This is a genomic window from Streptomyces sp. NPDC026062, from assembly GCF_055568375.1.
Genome location: NZ_JBVHOQ010000019.1, coordinates 61,124 through 79,307, shown reverse-complemented (window position 1 = coordinate 79,307; position 18,184 = coordinate 61,124). Strand labels below are relative to the sequence as shown.

Here is an 18,184-nt window from a genome sequence, read left to right as displayed (position 1 = left end):
GGGTTCCGCCCCCGCACCCCCGCTCCTCAGTCGCCGGAGGGACTCAAGACACCCCCGACCTCCGCGGCCCCGCGGCCCCGCGGGCTACGCGTTCGGCCGCGCCCCGTCCTTCGCCGCCGCCGCCATCTCCTCCAGCCGCGCCAGCATCGGCATCGGGTCCGTGCCCACCGTCCCCGGCAGGAAGTCCGCGATGCGTTCCGGTGTCCACGCCGCCCCCTCCGCGTACCCCGCGCGCAGTTCCCTCGGCTGGGCCCAGACCGCGATCTTCGGGCCGGCGATCGTGTACACCTGGCCGGTGATCTTCTCCGCGCGCGCCCGCTCGCTCAGCAGGTAGACGACGAGGGCCGCGACATCCTCCGGCTCACCGATCTCCTTGAGCTCCATGGGAACGTTCGCGGACATCCGGGTACGTGCCACCGGCGCGACCGCGTTCGCCGTCACGCCGTACTTGTGCAGGCCGAGCGCCGCGCTGCGGACCAGCGAGATGATGCCGCCCTTGGCCGCGCTGTAGTTCGCCTGGGCCACGCTGCCCTGGTGGTTTCCGCTCGTGAAGCCGATCAGCGTTCCGGCCCCCTCCTGCTTGCGCATGACCGCAGACGCCGCCCGGAAGACGGTGAACGTGCCCTTGAGGTGAGTGGCGACCACGGGGTCCCACTCCTCCTCGGACATGTTGAAGAGCATGCGCTCCCGCAGGATCCCGGCCACACAGACGACCCCGTCGATCCGGCCGAACTGTGCGAGCGCCGTGTCCACGACCCGCTGTCCGCCCGCCATCGTGGAGATGTCGTCGGCCACCGCGACCGCCTCGCCGCCCGCCGCGGCGATCTCCTTGACGACGGACTCGGCTATCTCGCTCGCGGGTTCGCCCCCTTCGACGGAGACGCCGTAGTCGTTGACGACGACCTTCGCCCCCTCGGCCGCCGCGGCGAGCGCGACGGCCCGCCCGATGCCGCGACCGGCACCCGTCACGGCCACGACCTTGCCTGCCAAGAAGTTCCCCATGCCCGGCCCCTTCCCGCGGTTTCTGACGGACCGTTAGATTCTATGGGTCATCAGGTCCACCGGCACAAGCCCCAGGAGGCGCCATGTCTTTGCCGGCCGAGTTCCACGACCTCGCCAAGCGCGTGAACAACTGGGGCCGCTGGGGAGCGGACGACGAGATCGGGACGCTCAACCTCATCACCGACGAGGTCGTGCGCGAGGCGGCCGCCACCGTCCGCAGCGGGCAGCGCATCCCGCTCGCGCTGCCGCTCCAGCAGGACGGCGTACAGAGCGGGATGATTCCGGGGCGGGTCAATCCGCTGCACACGATGGTCCAGATCAACCAGGAGCTCTTCGGCCCCGGCACTGTCGCCACCAGCGACGACACCGCGGTCCTGGGGCTCCAGGCCGCGACCCACTGGGACGCGCTCACCCACGCATCGCACTCGGGGAAGATCTACAACGGCCGCCCGGCGGACACGATCACCGCCCACGGCGGCGCACAGTTCAGCGGCATCGACAAGGCTTCGCACATCGTCTCGCGCGGCGTTCTCCTCGACGTGGCCCGCGCCCACGGCGTCGACCGGCTGCCGGGCGGCCACGCGGTCACCCCCGAGGACCTGGACGCGGCCGAGGAGCTGGCCGGGGTCCGGGTGCGGTCCGGGGACATCGTGCTCGTACGGACGGGACAGGTGCAGGTGTATCTGGCCGGGGACAAGAACGGCTACGGGTATCCGTCACCGGGCCTTTCGATCCGTACGCCGGAGTGGTTCCGCGCCCGGGACGTGGCCGCGGTCGCCAATGACACGCTGACCTTCGAGATCTTCCCGCCGGAGATCGAGGACCTGTGGCTGGGGGTACACGCACTCGACCTGGTCGAAATGGGCATGCTCCAGGGCCAGAACTGGAACCTGGAGGGTTTGTCCACAGCCTGTGCGGACGCGGGGCGCTACGCCTTCCTGCTCTCGGCCATGGCGGAGCCGTTCGTCGGCGCGACCGGCACACCGGTCGCCCCGGTCGCGGTCCTCTGAACCGCGGCCCCGCGCCGGGAGGCCCGGCACACGAAAGTCAGCACCGGACGCGGCGGCAAGGGCACCGGACGCGGCGGGTGCGGCAGCGGTGGCACTACGGGCGGTGGCACTACACGCGGCGGGTACCGGCGTGCGAGGCCTCGTAACCGACACCAGCACCGCACCCGTCGGAGCCGTCGCCCCCGGGAGAACCGGGCGGCAACTGCATCTGGATCAGCGGAACGGACCGGTCGATCTCGCACCAGATGCGCTTGCCCGCGCCCTCCGGCTGCCAGCCCCAGCGGTCGGCCAGGCCGTCGACCAGTTCGAGCCCGCGGCCGCCGGTGTCCTCGCCCTCCGCATGCCGCTGCTGCGGCGGGCGGCGGCTGGCGTCGGCCACCTCGACCCGGACGGTCCCGGCGTGACCCGGGGCCCCCGTCGAGCCGAACAGCATGCGCAGCACAGCCGGACAGCCGGTATGCACGACCGCATTGGTGACGAGCTCCGAGATGAGCAGGATGAGCGTTTCCGCGAGCGGCTCGTCGTCCCCTATCCCGGATCCGACGAGCCTCGAACGCGCCCATCTGCGGGCCCGTCCGACCTCCGCGGGGTCGGGCCCGACCTCCAACTGAACCTGAAGCACCTGCACCGCTCACACCATCCGAACCGGCGGACACATCGCCTCGCGCCTCCTGAGGGTCACGGAACGTGATTCCCTTACGCGACAGCATGGTTGACGTACAGTCACCGCAACAAGCGCTTCGGGCATATTCCAACGCGAAGGAGTACGCGTGGTGCATACTGTGCGACGCACGTTGCGGGGAGTCGAACAGAGGCGCGCCACAGCCCCGGGAATCGCTTCCCCGGCAGGCCCCGCGCTTCCGTGTGGATCACGAGCAGGGCACCTCTCGCGGACCGGAGTCGCCGCACAGGCCACATCCGGATCGCCAGGTTCCAGAACCACTCGCATCCAACGGAGCGTACCCGAGCCCGGCGCCGACTCCACGCCGTGACGAATCACGCAAAGGACACAAGCCGGTATCGGTGCCCACTGACTGCGCTGCGTCACTCCGCAGCGTGAAGCTCAGGGGTCCGCCGCGTCATGTGCGTGCACCGGGCACCCATCCGCTCCGGGTCAGCCCAGCTCCATCGCCAGCGCCTCCTCCGCGTCCGCCGCCGTCAGCCACTGTCCGGCCCTCAGCCAGGCCCGCTTGAGACGCAGATGAACGTCGGACTCCCAGGTGAAGCCCATACCGCCGTACACCTGGAGGCAGTCGCGGGCGTTGCCGACGGCGGCCTCGTCGGCGAGAAGTTTGGCCCCGGCGGCCTCCACCGGATCCCCGGTCACCGCGGCCGCGTAGACCGCGGTGCGGGCCGGCTCGGCCCGCACCAGCATTCCGGCACACAGATGCTTGACCGCCTGGAACGACCCGATCGGCGCTCCGAACTGTTCCCGCTCACCGGCGTGTTGGACGGCCGCCTCCAGGCTGCGGGCGGCACTCCCGAGCTGTTCGGCCGCGGTCAGCAACGCGCCCTCGCACCGCAGCCGCGCCCCGTCGGCCAGCGGCTCGCCCTCCCGCCCGGACAGATCCGGCACCCGCCACAGCGGCGTACCCGGGTCGAGCGACCGCACGGGCCGCGCCTGGTCCACCACCTGCCGCAGCGCAGCGCCGGCCAGCACCCTCGCCCCGTCCCCGTCCAGCACCAGCAGCGCATCGGCCTCTTCCAGGTGTTCCACGGGCCGGCCCGCCTCCGCCAGAGCCACCACGGCCTCCCCCTCGGCCGCCCCCTTCACCGCGCCCGCGGCAAGCTGGGTGGCGGCCAGCGGTCCGGGCAGCAGCACCCGGCCCGCCTCTTCGAACAGAAGGACCGATTCGGGCAGTCCGAGACCGACCCCTCCCGCCGCCTCCGGCAGCCGCAGCGCAAAGAACCCGGCCGCACCGAGCTCCCTCCAAAGCGCCCGGTCCACGCCCCCTGCGCCCTCGTGCGCCGCCCGCATCCGGTCCCTGCCGAACCGCCCGGCGAGCAGGTCCCGCACCCCTGCCCGCAGGGCCCGCTGGTCCTCCGAGAGCTGGAAGTCCACGCTCCGCTCACCGCCCTTTCGGCAGGCCGAGAATCCGCTCGGCGACGATGTTCCGCTGGATCTGCGAGGTACCGGCCGCGATCGTGTACGAGAGCGAGGACAGCCGGTCCAGCACCCACTCCCGGTCCAGATCGAGGTCGTCGCCCGCACCGAGCACCTCGGCCGCCGCCTCGTACAGCTCCTGACGGGCGTGCGAGTAGCGCAGCTTGAAGACCGAGCCGCCGACCCCGGGCACTCCCCCGCCGGCCTGCGCCTCGCTGACGTTCCACTGGGTGAGCCGCCACAGCGCCCGGAACTCGGCGTTGAGCCTGCCCAGCCTCCGTCGCAGCACCGCGTCGTCCCAGCGCCCGCTCCTGCGGGCCTCGGCGGCCAGCGCGTCCAGGGTCCGGCGGCAGGCGACGACCTCGCCGACGAAGGCGGTGCCACGCTCGAAGGAGAGCGTGACCATGGTGACCCGCCAGCCGTCGTTCTCCTCGCCGACCCGGTGCGAGACGGGCACCCGCACCTCGTCCAGGAACATCTCGGCGAACTCGGTGGATCCGGCCAGCGTGCGCAGCGGACGGACCGTGACGCCCGGACTGTCCATGCGCATGGCGAGCCAGCTGATCCCCCGGTGCCTGGGCGCCGCCGGGTCCGTCCGCACCAGGAGCTCGCACCAGTCGGCGACCTCCGCGTGCGAGGTCCAGATCTTCTGCCCGCTCACCACGTAGTCGTCGCCGTCACGCACCGCCCGGGTCCGCAGCGAGGCCAGGTCCGAGCCCGCTTCCGGCTCGCTGAACCCCTGGCACCACATCTCCTCGCCGCGCAGCACCGGCGGCAGCCAGCGGGCCCGCTGCCCATCGGTGCCCTCGGCGGCGATGGTGGGCCCGGCGTGCAGCAGCCCGACGAAGTTCGCCCCGACGTAGGGCGCCCCGGCCCGCTCCGTCTCCTCCAGGAAGATCAGGTGCTGGGTGGGGGTGGCGCCCCGGCCGCCGGTGTCCGCGGGCCAGTGCAGGCCCGCGTAGCCGGCGTCGTACAGCAGCTTCTGCCAGCCGGCGTCGTACGCCCTGCGCCCCGGCCAGTCACCCGGGTCCGGCTTCCCGGGCAGCCCGGGGAGCACCGCACCCAGCCACTCCCGCAGCCGCGCCCGGAAGGCTTCCTCTTCCTCCGTGTACGCAAGATCCATGGCGCACGCGCCTACTTGTCGAGGTCGAGACCGAGCATGCGGATCGCATTACCGCGCATCAGTTTGTAGACGGTCTCGTCGTCCAGTCCCTTGACGTGGTCGAGCGCGACCTCCTTGGTGTGCGGGAAGGTCGAGTCCACGTGCGGATAGTCCGTCTCGAACGTCGCGTTGTCCCGCCCGACGACATCCAGCGACGCCACCCCGTGCTTGTCACGGAAGAAGCAGCAAAACATCTGCCGGTAGTAGTACGTCGACGGCGGCTCGGGAATCAGATCCCGCACCCCGCCCCACGCCCGGTGCTCCTCCCAGACGTCGTCGGCGCGCTCCAGGGCGTACGGGATCCACCCCATCTGGCCCTCGCTGTAGGCGAGCTTGAGCTGCGGGAACTTCACCAGCACCCCGCTGAACAGGAAGTCCATCATCGAGGCCATCGCGTTGTTGAAGGAGAGCGAGGCCTGGACGGCGGGCGGGGCGTCCGGCGAGGCGGCGGGCATCTGCGAGCTGGACCCGATGTGCATGTTGACGACGGTGCCGGTCTCCTGGCAGACGGCGAAGAACGGGTCCCAGTAGCCCGAGTGGATCGACGGCAGCCCCAGATAGGTCGGGATCTCCGAGAAGGTCACCGCCCGCACCCCGCGCGCCGCGTTCCGCCTGATCTCCGCGACGGCCAGACCGATGTCCCAGAGCGGGATGATGCACAGCGGGATCAGCCGGCCGCCGCTGTCGCCGCACCACTCCTCGACCATCCAGTCGTTGTACGCGCGCACGCAGGCGAGCGCGACCTCCTTGTCGTGGGCCTCGGCGAAGGTCTGCCCGCAGAAGCGCGGGAAGGTGGGGAAGCAGAGGCTCGCCTCGACATGGTTGAGGTCCATGTCCTTCAGCCGCTCGGCGGGGTCCCAGCAGCCGCGCCGCATCTCCGCCCGGGTGATCCCCTCCAGCGTCATGTCGTCACGGTCGAATCCGACAGCGGCGATGTTCCGCTTGTACGGGAACTTGAGGTCCTCGTAGATCCACCAGTCGGTGGGCGGACCGTCCGGGTCCATGGTGATGACGTACTTGCCGCCGGTGTACGCCAGCTCGCCGATGCCCGCCGTCAGCGGCTGCGGACCGCGCTCGCGGTACTTGGCCGGCAGCCAGGTCGAGAAGAGGTGCGGCGGCTCGATCACATGGTCGTCGACGCTGACGATCCGAGGCAGTTCCGTCATGGTGTCCCCTTCGGCGCACACATTTCTGATGACCCGTCAGATTGACGTCGCCCACAGGCTAGCCCCGCACCCCTGGACCGACAAGGCGCGGCGCTCTACGCTCTCCGCACGATCTGACTACCCGTCAGCTGTGAGGGGTTCGCCGTGAACGAGACCGCACACGCCCTGGGTGCATCGGGCACCTTCTGGGAGCTCATCGAACGCCGGGCCGACCTGACGCCGGACCGGCCCGTCCTGATCCAGGACGACCGCACGCTCACCTTCGGCGAACTGCGCACCCGGGCCGAACGGGTGGCCGCCGGCCTGTACACCGCCGGCGTACGCCCCGGCACCGTCGTCGCCTGGCAGTTGCCGACCCGGCTGGAGACGGTGCTGCTGTCCTTCGCCCTCACCCGGATCGGCGCGGTGCAGACGCCCGTCATCCCCTTCTACCGCGACCGCGAGGCCGGCTTCGCCCTGCGCGAGTCGAAGGCGGAGTTCTTCGCCGTACCCGGCACCTGGCGCGGCTTCGACCACACCGCGATGGCGGCCCGTCTCTCGGCGGACCTCGCGCACCCGCCGCAGGTCTTCGAGGCGTACGACACCCTCCCGGACGGCGACCCGTCGATCCTGCCCCCACCACCCGCCGACGGCACCTCGGTGCGCTGGATCTACTGGACCTCGGGCACCACGTCCGACCCGAAAGGCGTCCTGCACACCGACCGCAGCCTGATCGCCGGCGGCTCCTGCCTGGCCCACACGCTGCGCCTGTCGGCGGACGACATCGGCTCGATCGCCTTCCCGTACGCCCATGTCGGCGGCCCGGACTACTCCGTGATGCTGCTCCTCTACGGCTTCCCCGCGGTCCTCTTCGAGCACTTCGCGATGCCGGACGCGCTCGCGGACTTCCGGCGCCACGGGGTGACGGTCGCCGGCGGCTCCACCGCGTTCTACTCCATGTTCCTGGCCGAGCAGCGCAAGGACCCGGCCCGGCCGGTCGTCCCCACCCTCCGGCTGCTGGCCGGCGGCGGCGCACCCAAACCCCCCGAGCTGTACCACGCGGTGGTACGCGAGATGGGCGTCCAGCTCACCCACGGCTACGGCATGACCGAAGTCCCCATGATCACGATGGGCGCCCCCGACGACACGGCGGAACACCTCGCCGGGACGGAGGGCCTGCCCCCCGAGGGCATGGAGATCCGGATCACCGACGAGGACGGCAAGCCGCTGCCGTACGACACGGACGGCGAGGTCCGCCTGCGGGGCGAGGCGGTCTGCCAGGGATACCTGGCCGCCACCAGCCCCTTCGACGCCGACGGCTTCCTGATCACGGGCGACGTCGGACACGTCAGGCCGAGCGGGCATCTCGTCCTCACCGGACGCCTGAAGGACATCATCATCCGCAAGGGCGAGAACATCTCCGCGAAGGAGATCGAGGACCTCCTGGCCCGCCACCCCGGCGTGGGCGACGCGGCGGTGATCGGCCTTCCCGACCCGTCACGCGGCGAACGGGTCTGCGCGGTGGTGGAGCAGCCCCCGAACGCCGCCCCCCTCACCCTCCCCGAACTGACGGCCTACCTGCGCGGCGAGGGCCTGTCGGTCCACAAGCTCCCGGAGCAACTGGAACTGGTGGACGCGCTGCCCCGCAACGAAGCGCTCCGCAAGGTCCTGAAATACCAGCTGCGGGAACGCTTCGGGGGGTGACCGGTCGGGGCCCTCGGGCGGGGCCCTTGGGCGGGGCCCTTGGGCGGGGCCCTTGGGCGGGCGGCAGCGGGTGGCTTTGGCCTTGCCCCGGTCCGGGGCGCGGGGTTCCGTCCTCAATCGCCGGACGGGCTGGGTGTGCGCGGGTCGCCCCGTGGGGGCGCGGGTCCCCACCCGGGTTCGCCTTGTCCCGGTGGGTGGGGGTCCGGTGCCCCTCCGGGGCGTCTCCTCGAACGACGAACGTGCGGCGGGTACGCAGTAGTACCCGGGTCGATGTTCGTCGTTCTGCGGGGACTCCCCTGCACGGCCCCGAACCCGCCCGCCATGCGTCTGCGACCAGCCGGAGGGCCGGTGTCCTTCTGTCTGCGGGGTCGTCCCACCGGGGTGCAGACGCGCGACCGGGCTGGGTGGGGGCGTGCAGGGGAGTCCCCGCAGGAAATGGCGTACGACCCGGGTACTCCCGCGTTCCCGGGTGCACACGCCATTTCTGAGGAGACGCCCCGGAGGGACCCCACCCCCACCCACCGGGCAACCGCGCACCCCGCGGAGCACCCGCACCAAGCCCGTCCGGCGATTGAGGACGGAACCCCCAGCCCGGACCGGGGCAACAGACGGGGCCCCGACGCCAGGAACACCGTTGCCGCCCGCCCAAGGGCTACGCGTCGGGTTCGATCACCGTGAAGTATCCGGCCAGCGCCGCCACCGCCTCCGCCTCCGCGATCCGCCCGTCGCGGTCCGCGTCCAGGCTCTGCGCGGCGAACGCCGCCGCGTCCGGGCTCGCGCCCAGGACGCGCAGGGCCCGCTCGAACGCCGGGACCGACGCCGCGCCGTCGTCGTCCTGGTCGGCGACCGCGATCGCCGCCCGCAGGAAGGGGCGGGCGATCTCCGCGAAGCGCTCGGGGCTGTCGCGGAGCCGTTTCACCGCGCCGCCCACGAACTCCTCACGGGTGACGCGCTGGTCCCCGTCCACGTCGGCGATACCCGCCATGCCCTGCCAGAACGCCTCGGCTCCGCTGTAGAGCGCCTGGCCCTTGTCGCAGCGGGCCGTCGTACCGAACTCGGTGAGCAGACGGGCCGCGGCGGCGTTGAAATCCGCGCGATCGATGTGTCCGTTGCCGTCCTGGTCGAAGGCGGCGAAGCGGAAGGCGATCTTGCGCTCATACTCTGCGCTGTCCATGCGGGGAGCGTACGACGCCCGCAGGCGTCACGTGTCACTTACGCGCGTCACCGGTGTGACAACCCGGTATTAAGTCTCCGCCACGGGGACGTGGCGGGGCCGTTCAGGCCGAGAGCGGCTGGGCTTCCTCGTCGACGGCGGCGTCCCAGTCCGGGTAGACCTCGAACAGGCGGCGTACACCCAGTGCGGCGAGCACCCGGTTGACGTGGGAGCCCTCCTCGGCGCCCCGGGCGGGCAGGATCAGCCGCAGCCGGCCGCCGCAGGAGCGCATGAGGCGGCGGGAGGCGATGAGCACGCCCACACCGCTGGAGTCGCAGAAGAAGACCTCGGAGAGGTCGAGCACGACGTTGTGGCAGCCCACGGCGACCGCGTCGTGGACGGACTGGCGGACGACCGGTGAGGTCACCAGGTCCAGTTCTCCGCTCATGTGCAGAACGGTCCACACGCCCTGCTCGGTCTCGGCCACTTTCAGTGTCACGTGACTGGGCCTCTCGTTCCGGGGACTCCAGGGGGTTCCCATGATCCGGAAGTTTGCGTTCCTCCTCGCGGCTGCCCCGGCGTACTCCCCATGAAACACCGCATCCCGGAAGAAGGCCCAGAACGGTTTCGGGCAGAAATGATCACTTCCCGTCCGGTTCCGTCGCTGCCGGGTGCCGCATTCCCTACCATCCAGGGCGCTCGCGGGGACGTACTTGCCGTAAACGGGCGTGCCCGGTATGCCTTGCCGACTACATTCGGTGTGACGAGGGGGACAGGGCGAGAGGCCCTGACGGCACAGGGCAGGGGGTCTCATGGCCAAAAACGCACTACCCCGCTGGGACCGCAGTATGCAGCAGCGTCTGGCACGCGGTGAGGCGGCCGCACTCGGCGAGCTGTACGACCGGTTCGCCTCTCTCGTGCACAGCCAGGCCAACCGGATGCTCGACGACGAGAGCGCCGCCGACCTCGTCACCCGGGAGGTCTTCGGTTACGTGTGGGAGAACCCCGACGCGTACGACCCCAAGCAGGGTTCGATGCGGTCCTGGGTCGCCCGGCTCACCCACCGCGCGTCGGTTCAGCGGCTGCGCGGGGCAGCCATCGCAGCCCGGCAGGCGGACGACGGGAACGGCTGCGGCCCCGGGACGGGCGAGGGCTCCGGGGCCGGCCCGGCCGACCTGGAGGAACGGGTGCGCATGGCCACCGCCGCCGCCCGCGCCGACTACATCGTCGCGTCGATGCCCGCACCGCTGCGGGCCGCGCTGGAGCTCGCGTACATCCAGCGCCGCGACTACCGGCAGACCGCGGCCGACCTCGGGGTCACCGAGGACGAGGCGCGCCGCCGGCTGCGGCTGGGACTGCAACTGCTGTCCACCGCGCACACCCGGCCCCCGGAGAGCTCCCCGTCCGGATACGGGCGGCCGCAGTGACCGATGACATGGACGGCCGCGAGGGAGAGGGGCGTGACGACGTGGCTCGGGACGCCAGACGCATACCGGGCCCACGGGCCGCCGCGGACGACCTCACCCCGATCCGGTTCGTCCCGCCGCCCGCCCCCGTACCCGAGGAGCCCGTGCCGGAACAGGCGCGGCCCGCACCCGTACCCGAGGAACCAGTGCCGGAACAGGCGCAGCCCGACGACGATCCGCCCGCCCCGGTGCTCCCGCACCGCGTCCTGAAGGCTCTCCTCGGAGCCTGGGCGCTGACCGCGTGCTCGGCCGAGGAGACCGAGGCCGTCGAGGCGCACCTCACGGAGTGCGCTCCCTGCGCGGACGAGGCCCTGCGTCTGCGCGACGCGGTCGGTCTGCTGCACACCGACCGCAGTCTGGATCTGGATCCGATGCTCCGGTCCCGGGTGCTGGAGAACTGCCTGAACCGCCGGCCTGCCAGGATCCCGATTCCGGTGTGGGCGGCCCCGTACGACGCCGAGACGGCCAGGCTCGACGCGCTGCTGCGCGACATCGGCGACTCGGAGTGGCACGCCCCGGTGCGGCTGAAGTGGTTCGAGGACGAACGCGGGGTGAACCGCAAGACGACGGTCGCCGGTGTCATCGGTCATCTGCTGACCGTCGACGGGCTGATCAGCGCCGCCCTCGGCCTCGACGACCCGCTCGCCGCGAGCATCCCCGGCACCCCGCGCCGGGGCTCCGGGCTGTCGCTCACGCCCGCCGCGCGCACCGAGACGTACTGGTCGGCCGCCCGGCGTCCGCTGACCCGCGGCATTCGCGAACCGTGGCGCGACCAGAGCCACACCCTCATCCGCACCGTGTCCTTCGCGGGGCGCTCCGTCTCGGACCTCTCCGTCACGTACGGCGACTTCGCTCTGCCGTTGCAGGACGCCATGCTGGACCGGGCGTTCGAGTGCTGGGTGCACGCCGGTGACATCGCGGACGCGGTGGACTACCCGTACGAGCCGCCCTCCGCCGCCCATCTGCACCGGATGATCGACCTGTCGGCCCGGCTCCTGCCGGGCGCGCTGGCCGTGCGGCGCCGGGCGGGTCTCGCGGGTCCGGCCCGCCGGCTGGTGACGGCCGGGTCGCCCGGCCGCTCGCTCCATCTGGAGGTCGAGGGTTCCGGCGGTGGCGACTGGTACATCGCGCTGGACTCCCCCGCCGCCCTCGGCTCACCCGACCACACGGTGGCGCAGGTCGCACTGGACGGGGAGGAGTTCTGCCAGCTGGTGGCGGGGCATGTGCCGCCCGTGGAGGCGGCGGCCGGGCAGCGCGGGGACCGCGAAGCGATCCAGGACGTGCTGTTCGCGGCGGCCTCCCTCAGCAGGCTCTAGACCGCCGGGACTACGCGAAGATCACCGTGCGGCGGCCGTTGAGCAGGATGCGCCGCTCCGCGTGCCACTTCACCGCGCGGGCCAGCGCCTGGCACTCCACATCGCGCCCGATGGCGACCAGCTGATCGGGCGTCACACCGTGGCCCACCCGCTCGACCTCCTGCTCGATGATCGGGCCCTCGTCGAGGTCGGCCGTGACGTAGTGCGCCGTCGCACCGATCAGCTTCACACCGCGGGCGTGTGCCTGGTGGTACGGCTTGGCGCCCTTGAAGCTCGGCAGGAACGAGTGGTGGATGTTGATGATCCGGCCGCTGAGCTGCTTGCACAGATCGTCCGAGAGGACCTGCATGTAGCGGGCCAGGACGACCAGCTCCACGTTCTCCTCGCGGACGAGCTCCAGCAGCCGCGCCTCGGCGTCCGCCTTGTTCTCCTTGGTCACGGGGATGTGCCGGAAGGGAACGTCGTACGAGGCGACCAGCTCGGCGAAGTCGGTGTGGTTGGAGACGACCGCCGCGATCTCGACCGGCAGAGCCCCGATCCGGGACCGGAACAGCAGGTCGTTGAGGCAGTGGCCGAACTTGCTGACCATCAGCACGACGCGCATCCGGTCCGAGGAACGGTGGATCTGCCAGTCCATCCGGAAGGAGTCGCCGATCGCCGCGAAGCTCGCCCGCAGCTTGTCGAGCGTCACCGGGCTGTCCGCCGAGAAGTGGACGCGCATGAAGAACAGACCCGTGTCGTGGTCCCCGAACTGCTGGCTGTCCTCGATGTTGCAGCCGGTCATGAAGAGATAGCTCGACACGGCGTGCACGATGCCCTGTTTGTCGGGGCACGAGAGCGTGAGGACGTACTGCTCGGGGGCGGAATCGGCAGGCTGCGGCGCGGTCATCCTCGTAGGGTGCCACACCGCCCCGGTTTCAGGCCGTCCTGGTCATGATGCGGAGCACGTCCAGCGAGCGGGGCGGCACATCGGGGTCCTCGCCGTCGTTCGTGGCAAGCAGCACATGGGCCTCGCGGGCGGCCCGGACGGCCTCCGGCCAGCCGTGGTGCTCCAGATAGGCGGAGACGGGGGCGTCCGCGCCGACCTGGTGCATGATGCGCAGCACCCGCAGCACGGCGACATCGACGAGGGCGGCCTCGCCGGAGTCCCGGAAGACCGTTCCGACGTATTTCTCGGCGGACCAGTTGTCCAGCCAGGTGTCCTCGACCAGGCGGTACACGGCGTCGGTGACGTCGCCGTACCCCTCCCGGCCGGCCAGCCAGCACTCGTGGTGGAAGACGGGGTCGGAGAGCATGTGCAGCGCCGAGCGCACGTTGCTGCGCCAGCGCCACCAAGGAATGTCATTGAGCGGCATGCCGCCCATGGTGGAGGAGCGACGGCCGCGACGGGAAGAGTTCTCGGAACCTTGCTGCACGGTTGTCGATCGTACGTTCCCTTTCCGGCTCCCCCCACGGGCCCCCGCAATTCACCTGGCGGTCACCGAGCGTTGTACGGGGCACACTGCGGCGTTACCCGGAGACGGCAATGGTCTGTGCTCATGACCGGACGGCAGCACCCCACCTCCCCCCGCCCCCTCAGGTCGCTCACCGGTGCGGTGGCGGCAGGGGCTCTGCTGATGACCGGCTGTGGCGCACTCCCTGGGGCATCGGGGGGCTCCAGGGAGCCCGTCACCGTCATGACCTGGGCGCCCGGCGGCGCCTCGGCGCCCGACGCGGCCAACATGGCGGGCATGACCGCCATGGCGCAGACGTACGCCCGCTGGATCAACAGCGAGGGCGGGATCGACGGACACAGGCTGCGGGTGATCACCTGCGACGAGCAGGACACCTCGGTCGGCGCGGGTGACTGCGCCCGCCGGGCCGTCAAGGAGAAGGCCGTCGCGGTCCTCGGCTCCTACAGCCGGCACGGACGGGCGTTCATGGCGCCGCTCGAAGTCGCCGGGATCCCGTACATCGGCGGTTACGGCGCCTCCGAGGAGGAGTTCCGGAGCTATATGTCCTACCCGGTCACCGGCGGCCAGTCCGCGCTCCTGGCGGGCAACGCGAAGCAGCTGGCCGCCGCCTGCGGCAAGGTCTCCCTGGTGCGTCCGGACACGCTGGGCGGCGACAGTCAGGCGTGGCTCCTGAGCACCGGTCTGGCCGAGAGCGACCGGCCGGCACCGGTCGACGTCCGGGCCGCCGAGGAGGCCACTTCGTACGACGAGGCGGCCGGGCGGGCACTGGCGGGTGCGGGCACCGGCGACGGCTGTGTGACGGCCGTGCTCGGTGACCGCACGGAGACGTTCTTCGACTCCTTCAGACGGCTGGAGCCGGCCGGCGGACCGGTGCGGATCTCCTCGGTGCTCGGCAGCATCGGACAGCCGCTCATCGACCGCACCGGAGGCCGCGAGAGCCCGTTCGAGGGTGCGTACGTCACCGGGTGGTACCCGGCCCCCGGCGACGCCCGCTGGAACCGGATGCGGCAGGTGATCGGCGAGTACGCCTTCAGCGACAACCGCGTCGACCCCGACGACACCGGAGTGCAGACGACCTGGATCGCCTACACCGTCCTGAAGTCGGTCGTCGAGTCGCTGGACGAGGCGGAGATCACGTCCCGGAAGGTCACCCGGGCCCTCGGCCGGGGCACCCGGGTGAGCACCGGCGGCCTCACTCCCCCACTGCGCTGGCGCTACGAGGACATGATCGGCTCGTCCTCGTACCCGCGCATCGTGAACGGCAAGGTGACGTTCCAGGTCGTGCGCGACGGCCGGCTGGTCGCCGACAGGAAGGGCTTCGTGGATGTGACGCGGACCCTGTCCGACGCCAGCGCGACCGGCTGAGACCCCGGCGCCGGAACCCGGGGTCTCCTGGCGTCCCCCGCGCTCAGAGTGCGGTGGACTCGTGCTTCGTCAGGCCGTACTTGGCGGCGATGGCGTTCCACAGCTTGGCCGCCTGCCGCTTGGCCTTGGTCGCCTCGCCGCTCTGGACGTTGGCCTGCTGCGTCTGGGACGTCGTACGGGCCTTGCCGTGCTTGCACACCTTCTTGCTCTTGGCCTGCTGCGCCCAGGCTGCGTAGTGGTCGTCCGCCGAGGCGGACGCCTGCCAGGCCTTGGTGAGCGACGCGGTCAACTGGGCGTGGTCCGGCAGCTTGTCGACCGAGAGGCCCTTGAGCCGGGTCACCAGATCGCGACGCTGCTGGGCGGCGCCCTTGAGGTCGGCCACGGCCTTGTCCAGGTCGGTGCAGGTCTTGGTCTTCTCCACCGCGCCGATCACCGCGGCCCGGCTGTTGTTGCTGTCGGCGAGCAGCTTGTCGAGCGCCTCGGCCTGCGGCTTCGCCGGGTCGGCCACCGGCTCCTCGGACGAGGGCCGGGCGGCGGGCGAACTCGCCGACGCCACGGGCTCCTTGGCGTCCTGACTCTTGTCGTCGCCACCGCTCATCAGGGCGCCGGCACCGAGTCCGATCACGGCACAGCCGACGACGACCGCGGCGATCAGCGGGACATGCGCGGACCTCTTGCGCCGCCCGTCCTGCCCGTCGCGCGGCAGCCCGTCCTCGGGGCCGGTGTACGGGGGCGCCTGCTGGTACGCCTGCGGGGGCTGCCCGCCCTGGTACGGCTGCTGCCCGCCCTGCGGCGCGTACGGCTGATGCGGCTGCTGCTGGTGCTGCGAGGGGTCGAACCGGGGCATCTGCTGTGTGGCGCCCGCGGTTTCGTCGTTGCGGAAGAGGTTGTCGAACTCGGCGGGCGGCTGCCGCTCACCGGGCGCTCCGGGACGGATGCCGTACGGGGCACCGCCCGGCACGGGGGGTATGTACTGGGTCGCGTCGGCGTCCTGACCGCCCTGCGCGGGCGGCGGAGCGGTGTGATCGCCGGGCTGCTGGTACCCCTGGTGCTGGGCGCGGCCCAGGAACTGCGTGGACTCCGCGGGGCTCTCCGGCGGCAGGCCGCCCGGCCCGGATGTGCCCGGCCCGGGTCCGCCCGGAATCGGCGCGATGTACTGCGTGGCGTCCACATCACCGGACCCGCCGGGCACCGCCTCGGGCGGCAACGGCTGGGCGTACGGCGACTGCTGGGGCTGCTGATGCGGCTGAGGGGCGGGCGGCTGCTGAGCGGGCAGCTGCGGCTGGGCCTGCGGGGCCGCGCCGTACCTCGGATCCTGAGCCGGGGGCTGCTGCCCCTGGCCGTACTGCCCGTGCTGCGCCTGCTGCCCGTACGGCTGTCCCTGCTGCTGCCCGTACCCGCCCCGCTGGTCCTGCCCGTACGCGCCCTGGCCCTGCGGCTGCCCCTGGTGCGCGGGGTCCTGCTGGGGTGCCTGCGGCCCCCACGGCTGCCCCCACGGCCGGCCGCCCGCCGGGGCGGCCTGGTCCGCCGGTCCCCCCGGTGTCCAGGGCTCTCCGCCGCCCGCGGGCAGCACGACACCCTCGTGCGCGGGTCGTACAGCAGGGAGCTGCTGCTCGTCACCCTGTCCGCTCTGTGTCACCGGGACTCCTACGTGTGAACCTATGGAATCGTCGGCTCACGCTATCGGGTGGTCCCCGCCGTTCGCCAAGCGCGTGGGGTGACTCACCACCCCTTCACACGGGCTGTAACACTCAGCTGTCCCGGGACGCAGTTATACGGGGGCCCTGCGCCGACGCCCGCCGATACGTCGTCCCGTACGTCCTCCCGTCATGCCGCCTGGAGCTCCAGGCGCGCGCCGAACTCCCGCACCGCGGGCTCGTCCCCGTACGGCAGCAGACGCTGCTGCAGATCGTCCAGATACTCCACGCCCCGGCTGGAGCGCACCGTGCCCAGCAGTTCCATGGCCCGCGTCCCGGTGTGGCAGGCCTGCTCCACGTCGCGCAGCTGCACCTGTGCCGCGGCCAGCAGGGCCAGACCGATGCCCCGGCGGCGGGCCCGGGACTCCGGAAGGCCGCCCAGGGCCTCCTTCGCCCGGCGCGCGGCCGCCTCGGCCTGGCCGAGGTCCCGGTGGCAGTGCGCCAGCTCGTCGGCCAGATAGGCGTGGTCGAAGTGCGTGATCCAGTCGGGATCGTCACCGCTCTCCGGGTCGGCCCGCTCCAGCGCCGTCAGCGCCCGGCCCGCCACCGCCTGTGTGGTACGGGCGTCCCCGAGCAGTGCGTGGCCGCGCGCCTCCGCCGCGTAGAACATCGCCTCGGCCCTCGGGGTGACCTTTCCGCGCGCCCCTTCCTGTGCCGCACGGGCCAGTTGGGCGATCTCCCTCGGATTGCCGAGCTGGGCCGCGAGATGGCTCATCGAGGCGGCCAGCACATAACCCCCGTAGGCGCGGTCGCCCGCCGCCTGCGCGAGACGCAGCGCCTGGATGTAGTAACGCTGGGCGAGGCCCGGCTGACCGGTGTCGATCGCCATGTACCCGGCGAGCTCGGTGAGCCGCGCGACCGCCCCGAACAGCTGCCGCCCGGTCGACTCGCGGTACGCCCCCGAGAGCAGCCCGGAGACCACGCTGTTCAGGTAGTGCACCAGGACGGGCCGCACATGGCCGCTGCCGAACCGGTGGTCCAGGTCGACCAGCGCAGCGGTCGTCGCCCGCACCGCCTCCACATCCGACATCCCGACCTTGGCCCCGGCCACCCGGGCGACCTGCGGGTCCGCACCGGTGATCAGCCAGTCCCTGCTGGGCTCGACCAGCGCCGAAGACGCGACCGCGGAGCCGGACAGGAAGTCGCGGCGGCCGACGTCGCTGCGCCACAGCTCGCAGACCTGCTCGATCGCCCCGATCACCGTAGGCGCGAACTGCAGGCCGACGCCCGAGGCGAGGTTCTTGCCGTTGGCCATCCCGATCTCGTCGATCGTGACCGTACGGCCGAGCTTGCGGCCGAGCGCCTCGGCGATGATGCCCGGCGCCCTGCCACGCGGCTGCTGTCCGCGCAGCCAGCGGGCCACGGAGGTCTTGTCGTAACGGAGGTCGAGCCCACGCTCGGCCCCGACCATGTTGACGCGGCGGGCGAGGCCCGCGTTGGAGCATCCGGCTTCCTGGATGAGCGTCTGGAGCCGTTCGTTCGGCTGGCGTGCGACTAGAGGCCTGGCTGCCATGTTTCTCCCCTGAGGCCGCAGTGATCATTGACGGATCACTGCCCGGCACATGTCTGAGAAATTCGCCGATTCATCGTGTTGGTCACATTTGAC

The 18,184-nt window shown here is 71.7% G+C and carries 16 protein-coding genes; 5 read left to right on the top strand and 11 right to left on the bottom strand.

The window, feature by feature from the left end; translation table 11 throughout:
• Nucleotides 1-84: 84 nt before the first annotated feature.
• On the bottom strand, nucleotides 85-1,002 hold the full coding sequence (locus tag ACZ4LX_RS19180; RefSeq protein WP_467645929.1) for an SDR family oxidoreductase: 918 nt from the start codon (nucleotides 1,000-1,002) through the stop codon (nucleotides 85-87).
• Between the two features lie 83 nt (nucleotides 1,003-1,085).
• Here ACZ4LX_RS19180 and ACZ4LX_RS19175 point away from each other — a divergent pair, with 83 nt between their 5' ends.
• Nucleotides 1,086-2,012: a cyclase family protein gene (locus ACZ4LX_RS19175; protein ID WP_467645923.1), complete on the top strand. Its 927-nt coding sequence runs from the start codon at nucleotides 1,086-1,088 to the stop codon at nucleotides 2,010-2,012.
• Nucleotides 2,013-2,121: 109 nt separating this feature from the next.
• Here ACZ4LX_RS19175 and ACZ4LX_RS19170 read toward each other — a convergent pair whose 3' ends face one another.
• The 4 genes from ACZ4LX_RS19170 to ACZ4LX_RS19155 all read right to left on the bottom strand — a co-directional run bounded on the left by ACZ4LX_RS19170 (nucleotide 2,122) and on the right by ACZ4LX_RS19155 (nucleotide 6,444).
• Entirely contained in the window at nucleotides 2,122-2,640 is a 519-nt protein-coding gene (locus ACZ4LX_RS19170; protein WP_467645916.1) for an ATP-binding protein, read from the bottom strand.
• Between the two features lie 486 nt (nucleotides 2,641-3,126).
• Nucleotides 3,127-4,074, bottom strand: a complete 948-nt coding sequence (locus tag ACZ4LX_RS19165) for an acyl-CoA dehydrogenase family protein (RefSeq protein WP_467645913.1) — start codon at nucleotides 4,072-4,074, stop codon at nucleotides 3,127-3,129.
• A gap of 7 nt (nucleotides 4,075-4,081) precedes the next feature.
• On the bottom strand, nucleotides 4,082-5,239 hold the full coding sequence (locus ACZ4LX_RS19160; RefSeq protein WP_467645908.1) for an acyl-CoA dehydrogenase: 1,158 nt from the start codon (nucleotides 5,237-5,239) through the stop codon (nucleotides 4,082-4,084).
• A gap of 11 nt (nucleotides 5,240-5,250) precedes the next feature.
• Entirely contained in the window at nucleotides 5,251-6,444 is a 1,194-nt protein-coding gene (locus tag ACZ4LX_RS19155) for an amidohydrolase family protein (RefSeq protein WP_467645905.1), read from the bottom strand.
• A 144-nt stretch (nucleotides 6,445-6,588) separates the two neighbouring features.
• On the opposite strand from ACZ4LX_RS19155, the gene ACZ4LX_RS19150 reads away from it, so the two are divergent.
• Entirely contained in the window at nucleotides 6,589-8,127 is a 1,539-nt protein-coding gene (locus tag ACZ4LX_RS19150; RefSeq protein ID WP_467645903.1) for a class I adenylate-forming enzyme family protein, read from the top strand.
• A 652-nt stretch (nucleotides 8,128-8,779) separates the two neighbouring features.
• Here ACZ4LX_RS19150 and ACZ4LX_RS19145 read toward each other — a convergent pair.
• Nucleotides 8,780-9,301, bottom strand: coding sequence for an EF-hand domain-containing protein (locus tag ACZ4LX_RS19145; protein ID WP_467645899.1), 522 nt, complete (start codon nucleotides 9,299-9,301; stop codon nucleotides 8,780-8,782).
• A gap of 103 nt (nucleotides 9,302-9,404) precedes the next feature.
• Nucleotides 9,405-9,779 (bottom strand): STAS domain-containing protein, encoded by a 375-nt coding sequence (locus tag ACZ4LX_RS19140; RefSeq protein ID WP_467645896.1) that lies wholly within the window; start codon nucleotides 9,777-9,779, stop codon nucleotides 9,405-9,407.
• Nucleotides 9,780-10,092: 313 nt separating this feature from the next.
• Here ACZ4LX_RS19140 and ACZ4LX_RS19135 point away from each other — a divergent pair, with 313 nt between their 5' ends.
• Both ACZ4LX_RS19135 and ACZ4LX_RS19130 read left to right on the top strand, forming a co-directional pair.
• Complete coding sequence (locus ACZ4LX_RS19135) at nucleotides 10,093-10,707, top strand: RNA polymerase sigma factor (RefSeq protein ID WP_467645893.1); 615 nt, start codon at nucleotides 10,093-10,095, stop codon at nucleotides 10,705-10,707.
• 8 nt (nucleotides 10,708-10,715) lie between these two features.
• On the top strand, nucleotides 10,716-12,062 hold the full coding sequence (locus ACZ4LX_RS19130; protein WP_467646185.1) for a zf-HC2 domain-containing protein: 1,347 nt from the start codon (nucleotides 10,716-10,718) through the stop codon (nucleotides 12,060-12,062).
• A 10-nt stretch (nucleotides 12,063-12,072) separates the two neighbouring features.
• Here ACZ4LX_RS19130 and purU read toward each other — a convergent pair whose 3' ends face one another.
• Nucleotides 12,073-12,951, bottom strand: a complete 879-nt coding sequence (gene purU / locus ACZ4LX_RS19125; RefSeq protein ID WP_467645888.1) for a formyltetrahydrofolate deformylase — start codon at nucleotides 12,949-12,951, stop codon at nucleotides 12,073-12,075.
• Nucleotides 12,952-12,979: 28 nt separating this feature from the next.
• Nucleotides 12,980-13,426: an SCO4402 family protein gene (locus ACZ4LX_RS19120; RefSeq protein ID WP_266786353.1), complete on the bottom strand. Its 447-nt coding sequence runs from the start codon at nucleotides 13,424-13,426 to the stop codon at nucleotides 12,980-12,982.
• Nucleotides 13,427-13,600: 174 nt separating this feature from the next.
• Between ACZ4LX_RS19120 and ACZ4LX_RS19115 the strand changes: the two genes are divergently transcribed.
• On the top strand, nucleotides 13,601-14,881 hold the full coding sequence (locus ACZ4LX_RS19115; RefSeq protein ID WP_467645884.1) for an ABC transporter substrate-binding protein: 1,281 nt from the start codon (nucleotides 13,601-13,603) through the stop codon (nucleotides 14,879-14,881).
• A 43-nt stretch (nucleotides 14,882-14,924) separates the two neighbouring features.
• Here ACZ4LX_RS19115 and ACZ4LX_RS19110 read toward each other — a convergent pair whose 3' ends face one another.
• On the bottom strand, nucleotides 14,925-16,454 hold the full coding sequence (locus tag ACZ4LX_RS19110; RefSeq protein WP_467646181.1) for a hypothetical protein: 1,530 nt from the start codon (nucleotides 16,452-16,454) through the stop codon (nucleotides 14,925-14,927).
• Between the two features lie 254 nt (nucleotides 16,455-16,708).
• Entirely contained in the window at nucleotides 16,709-18,091 is a 1,383-nt protein-coding gene (locus tag ACZ4LX_RS19105) for a transcriptional regulator (RefSeq protein ID WP_467645880.1), read from the bottom strand.
• Nucleotides 18,092-18,184: the final 93 nt, after the last annotated feature.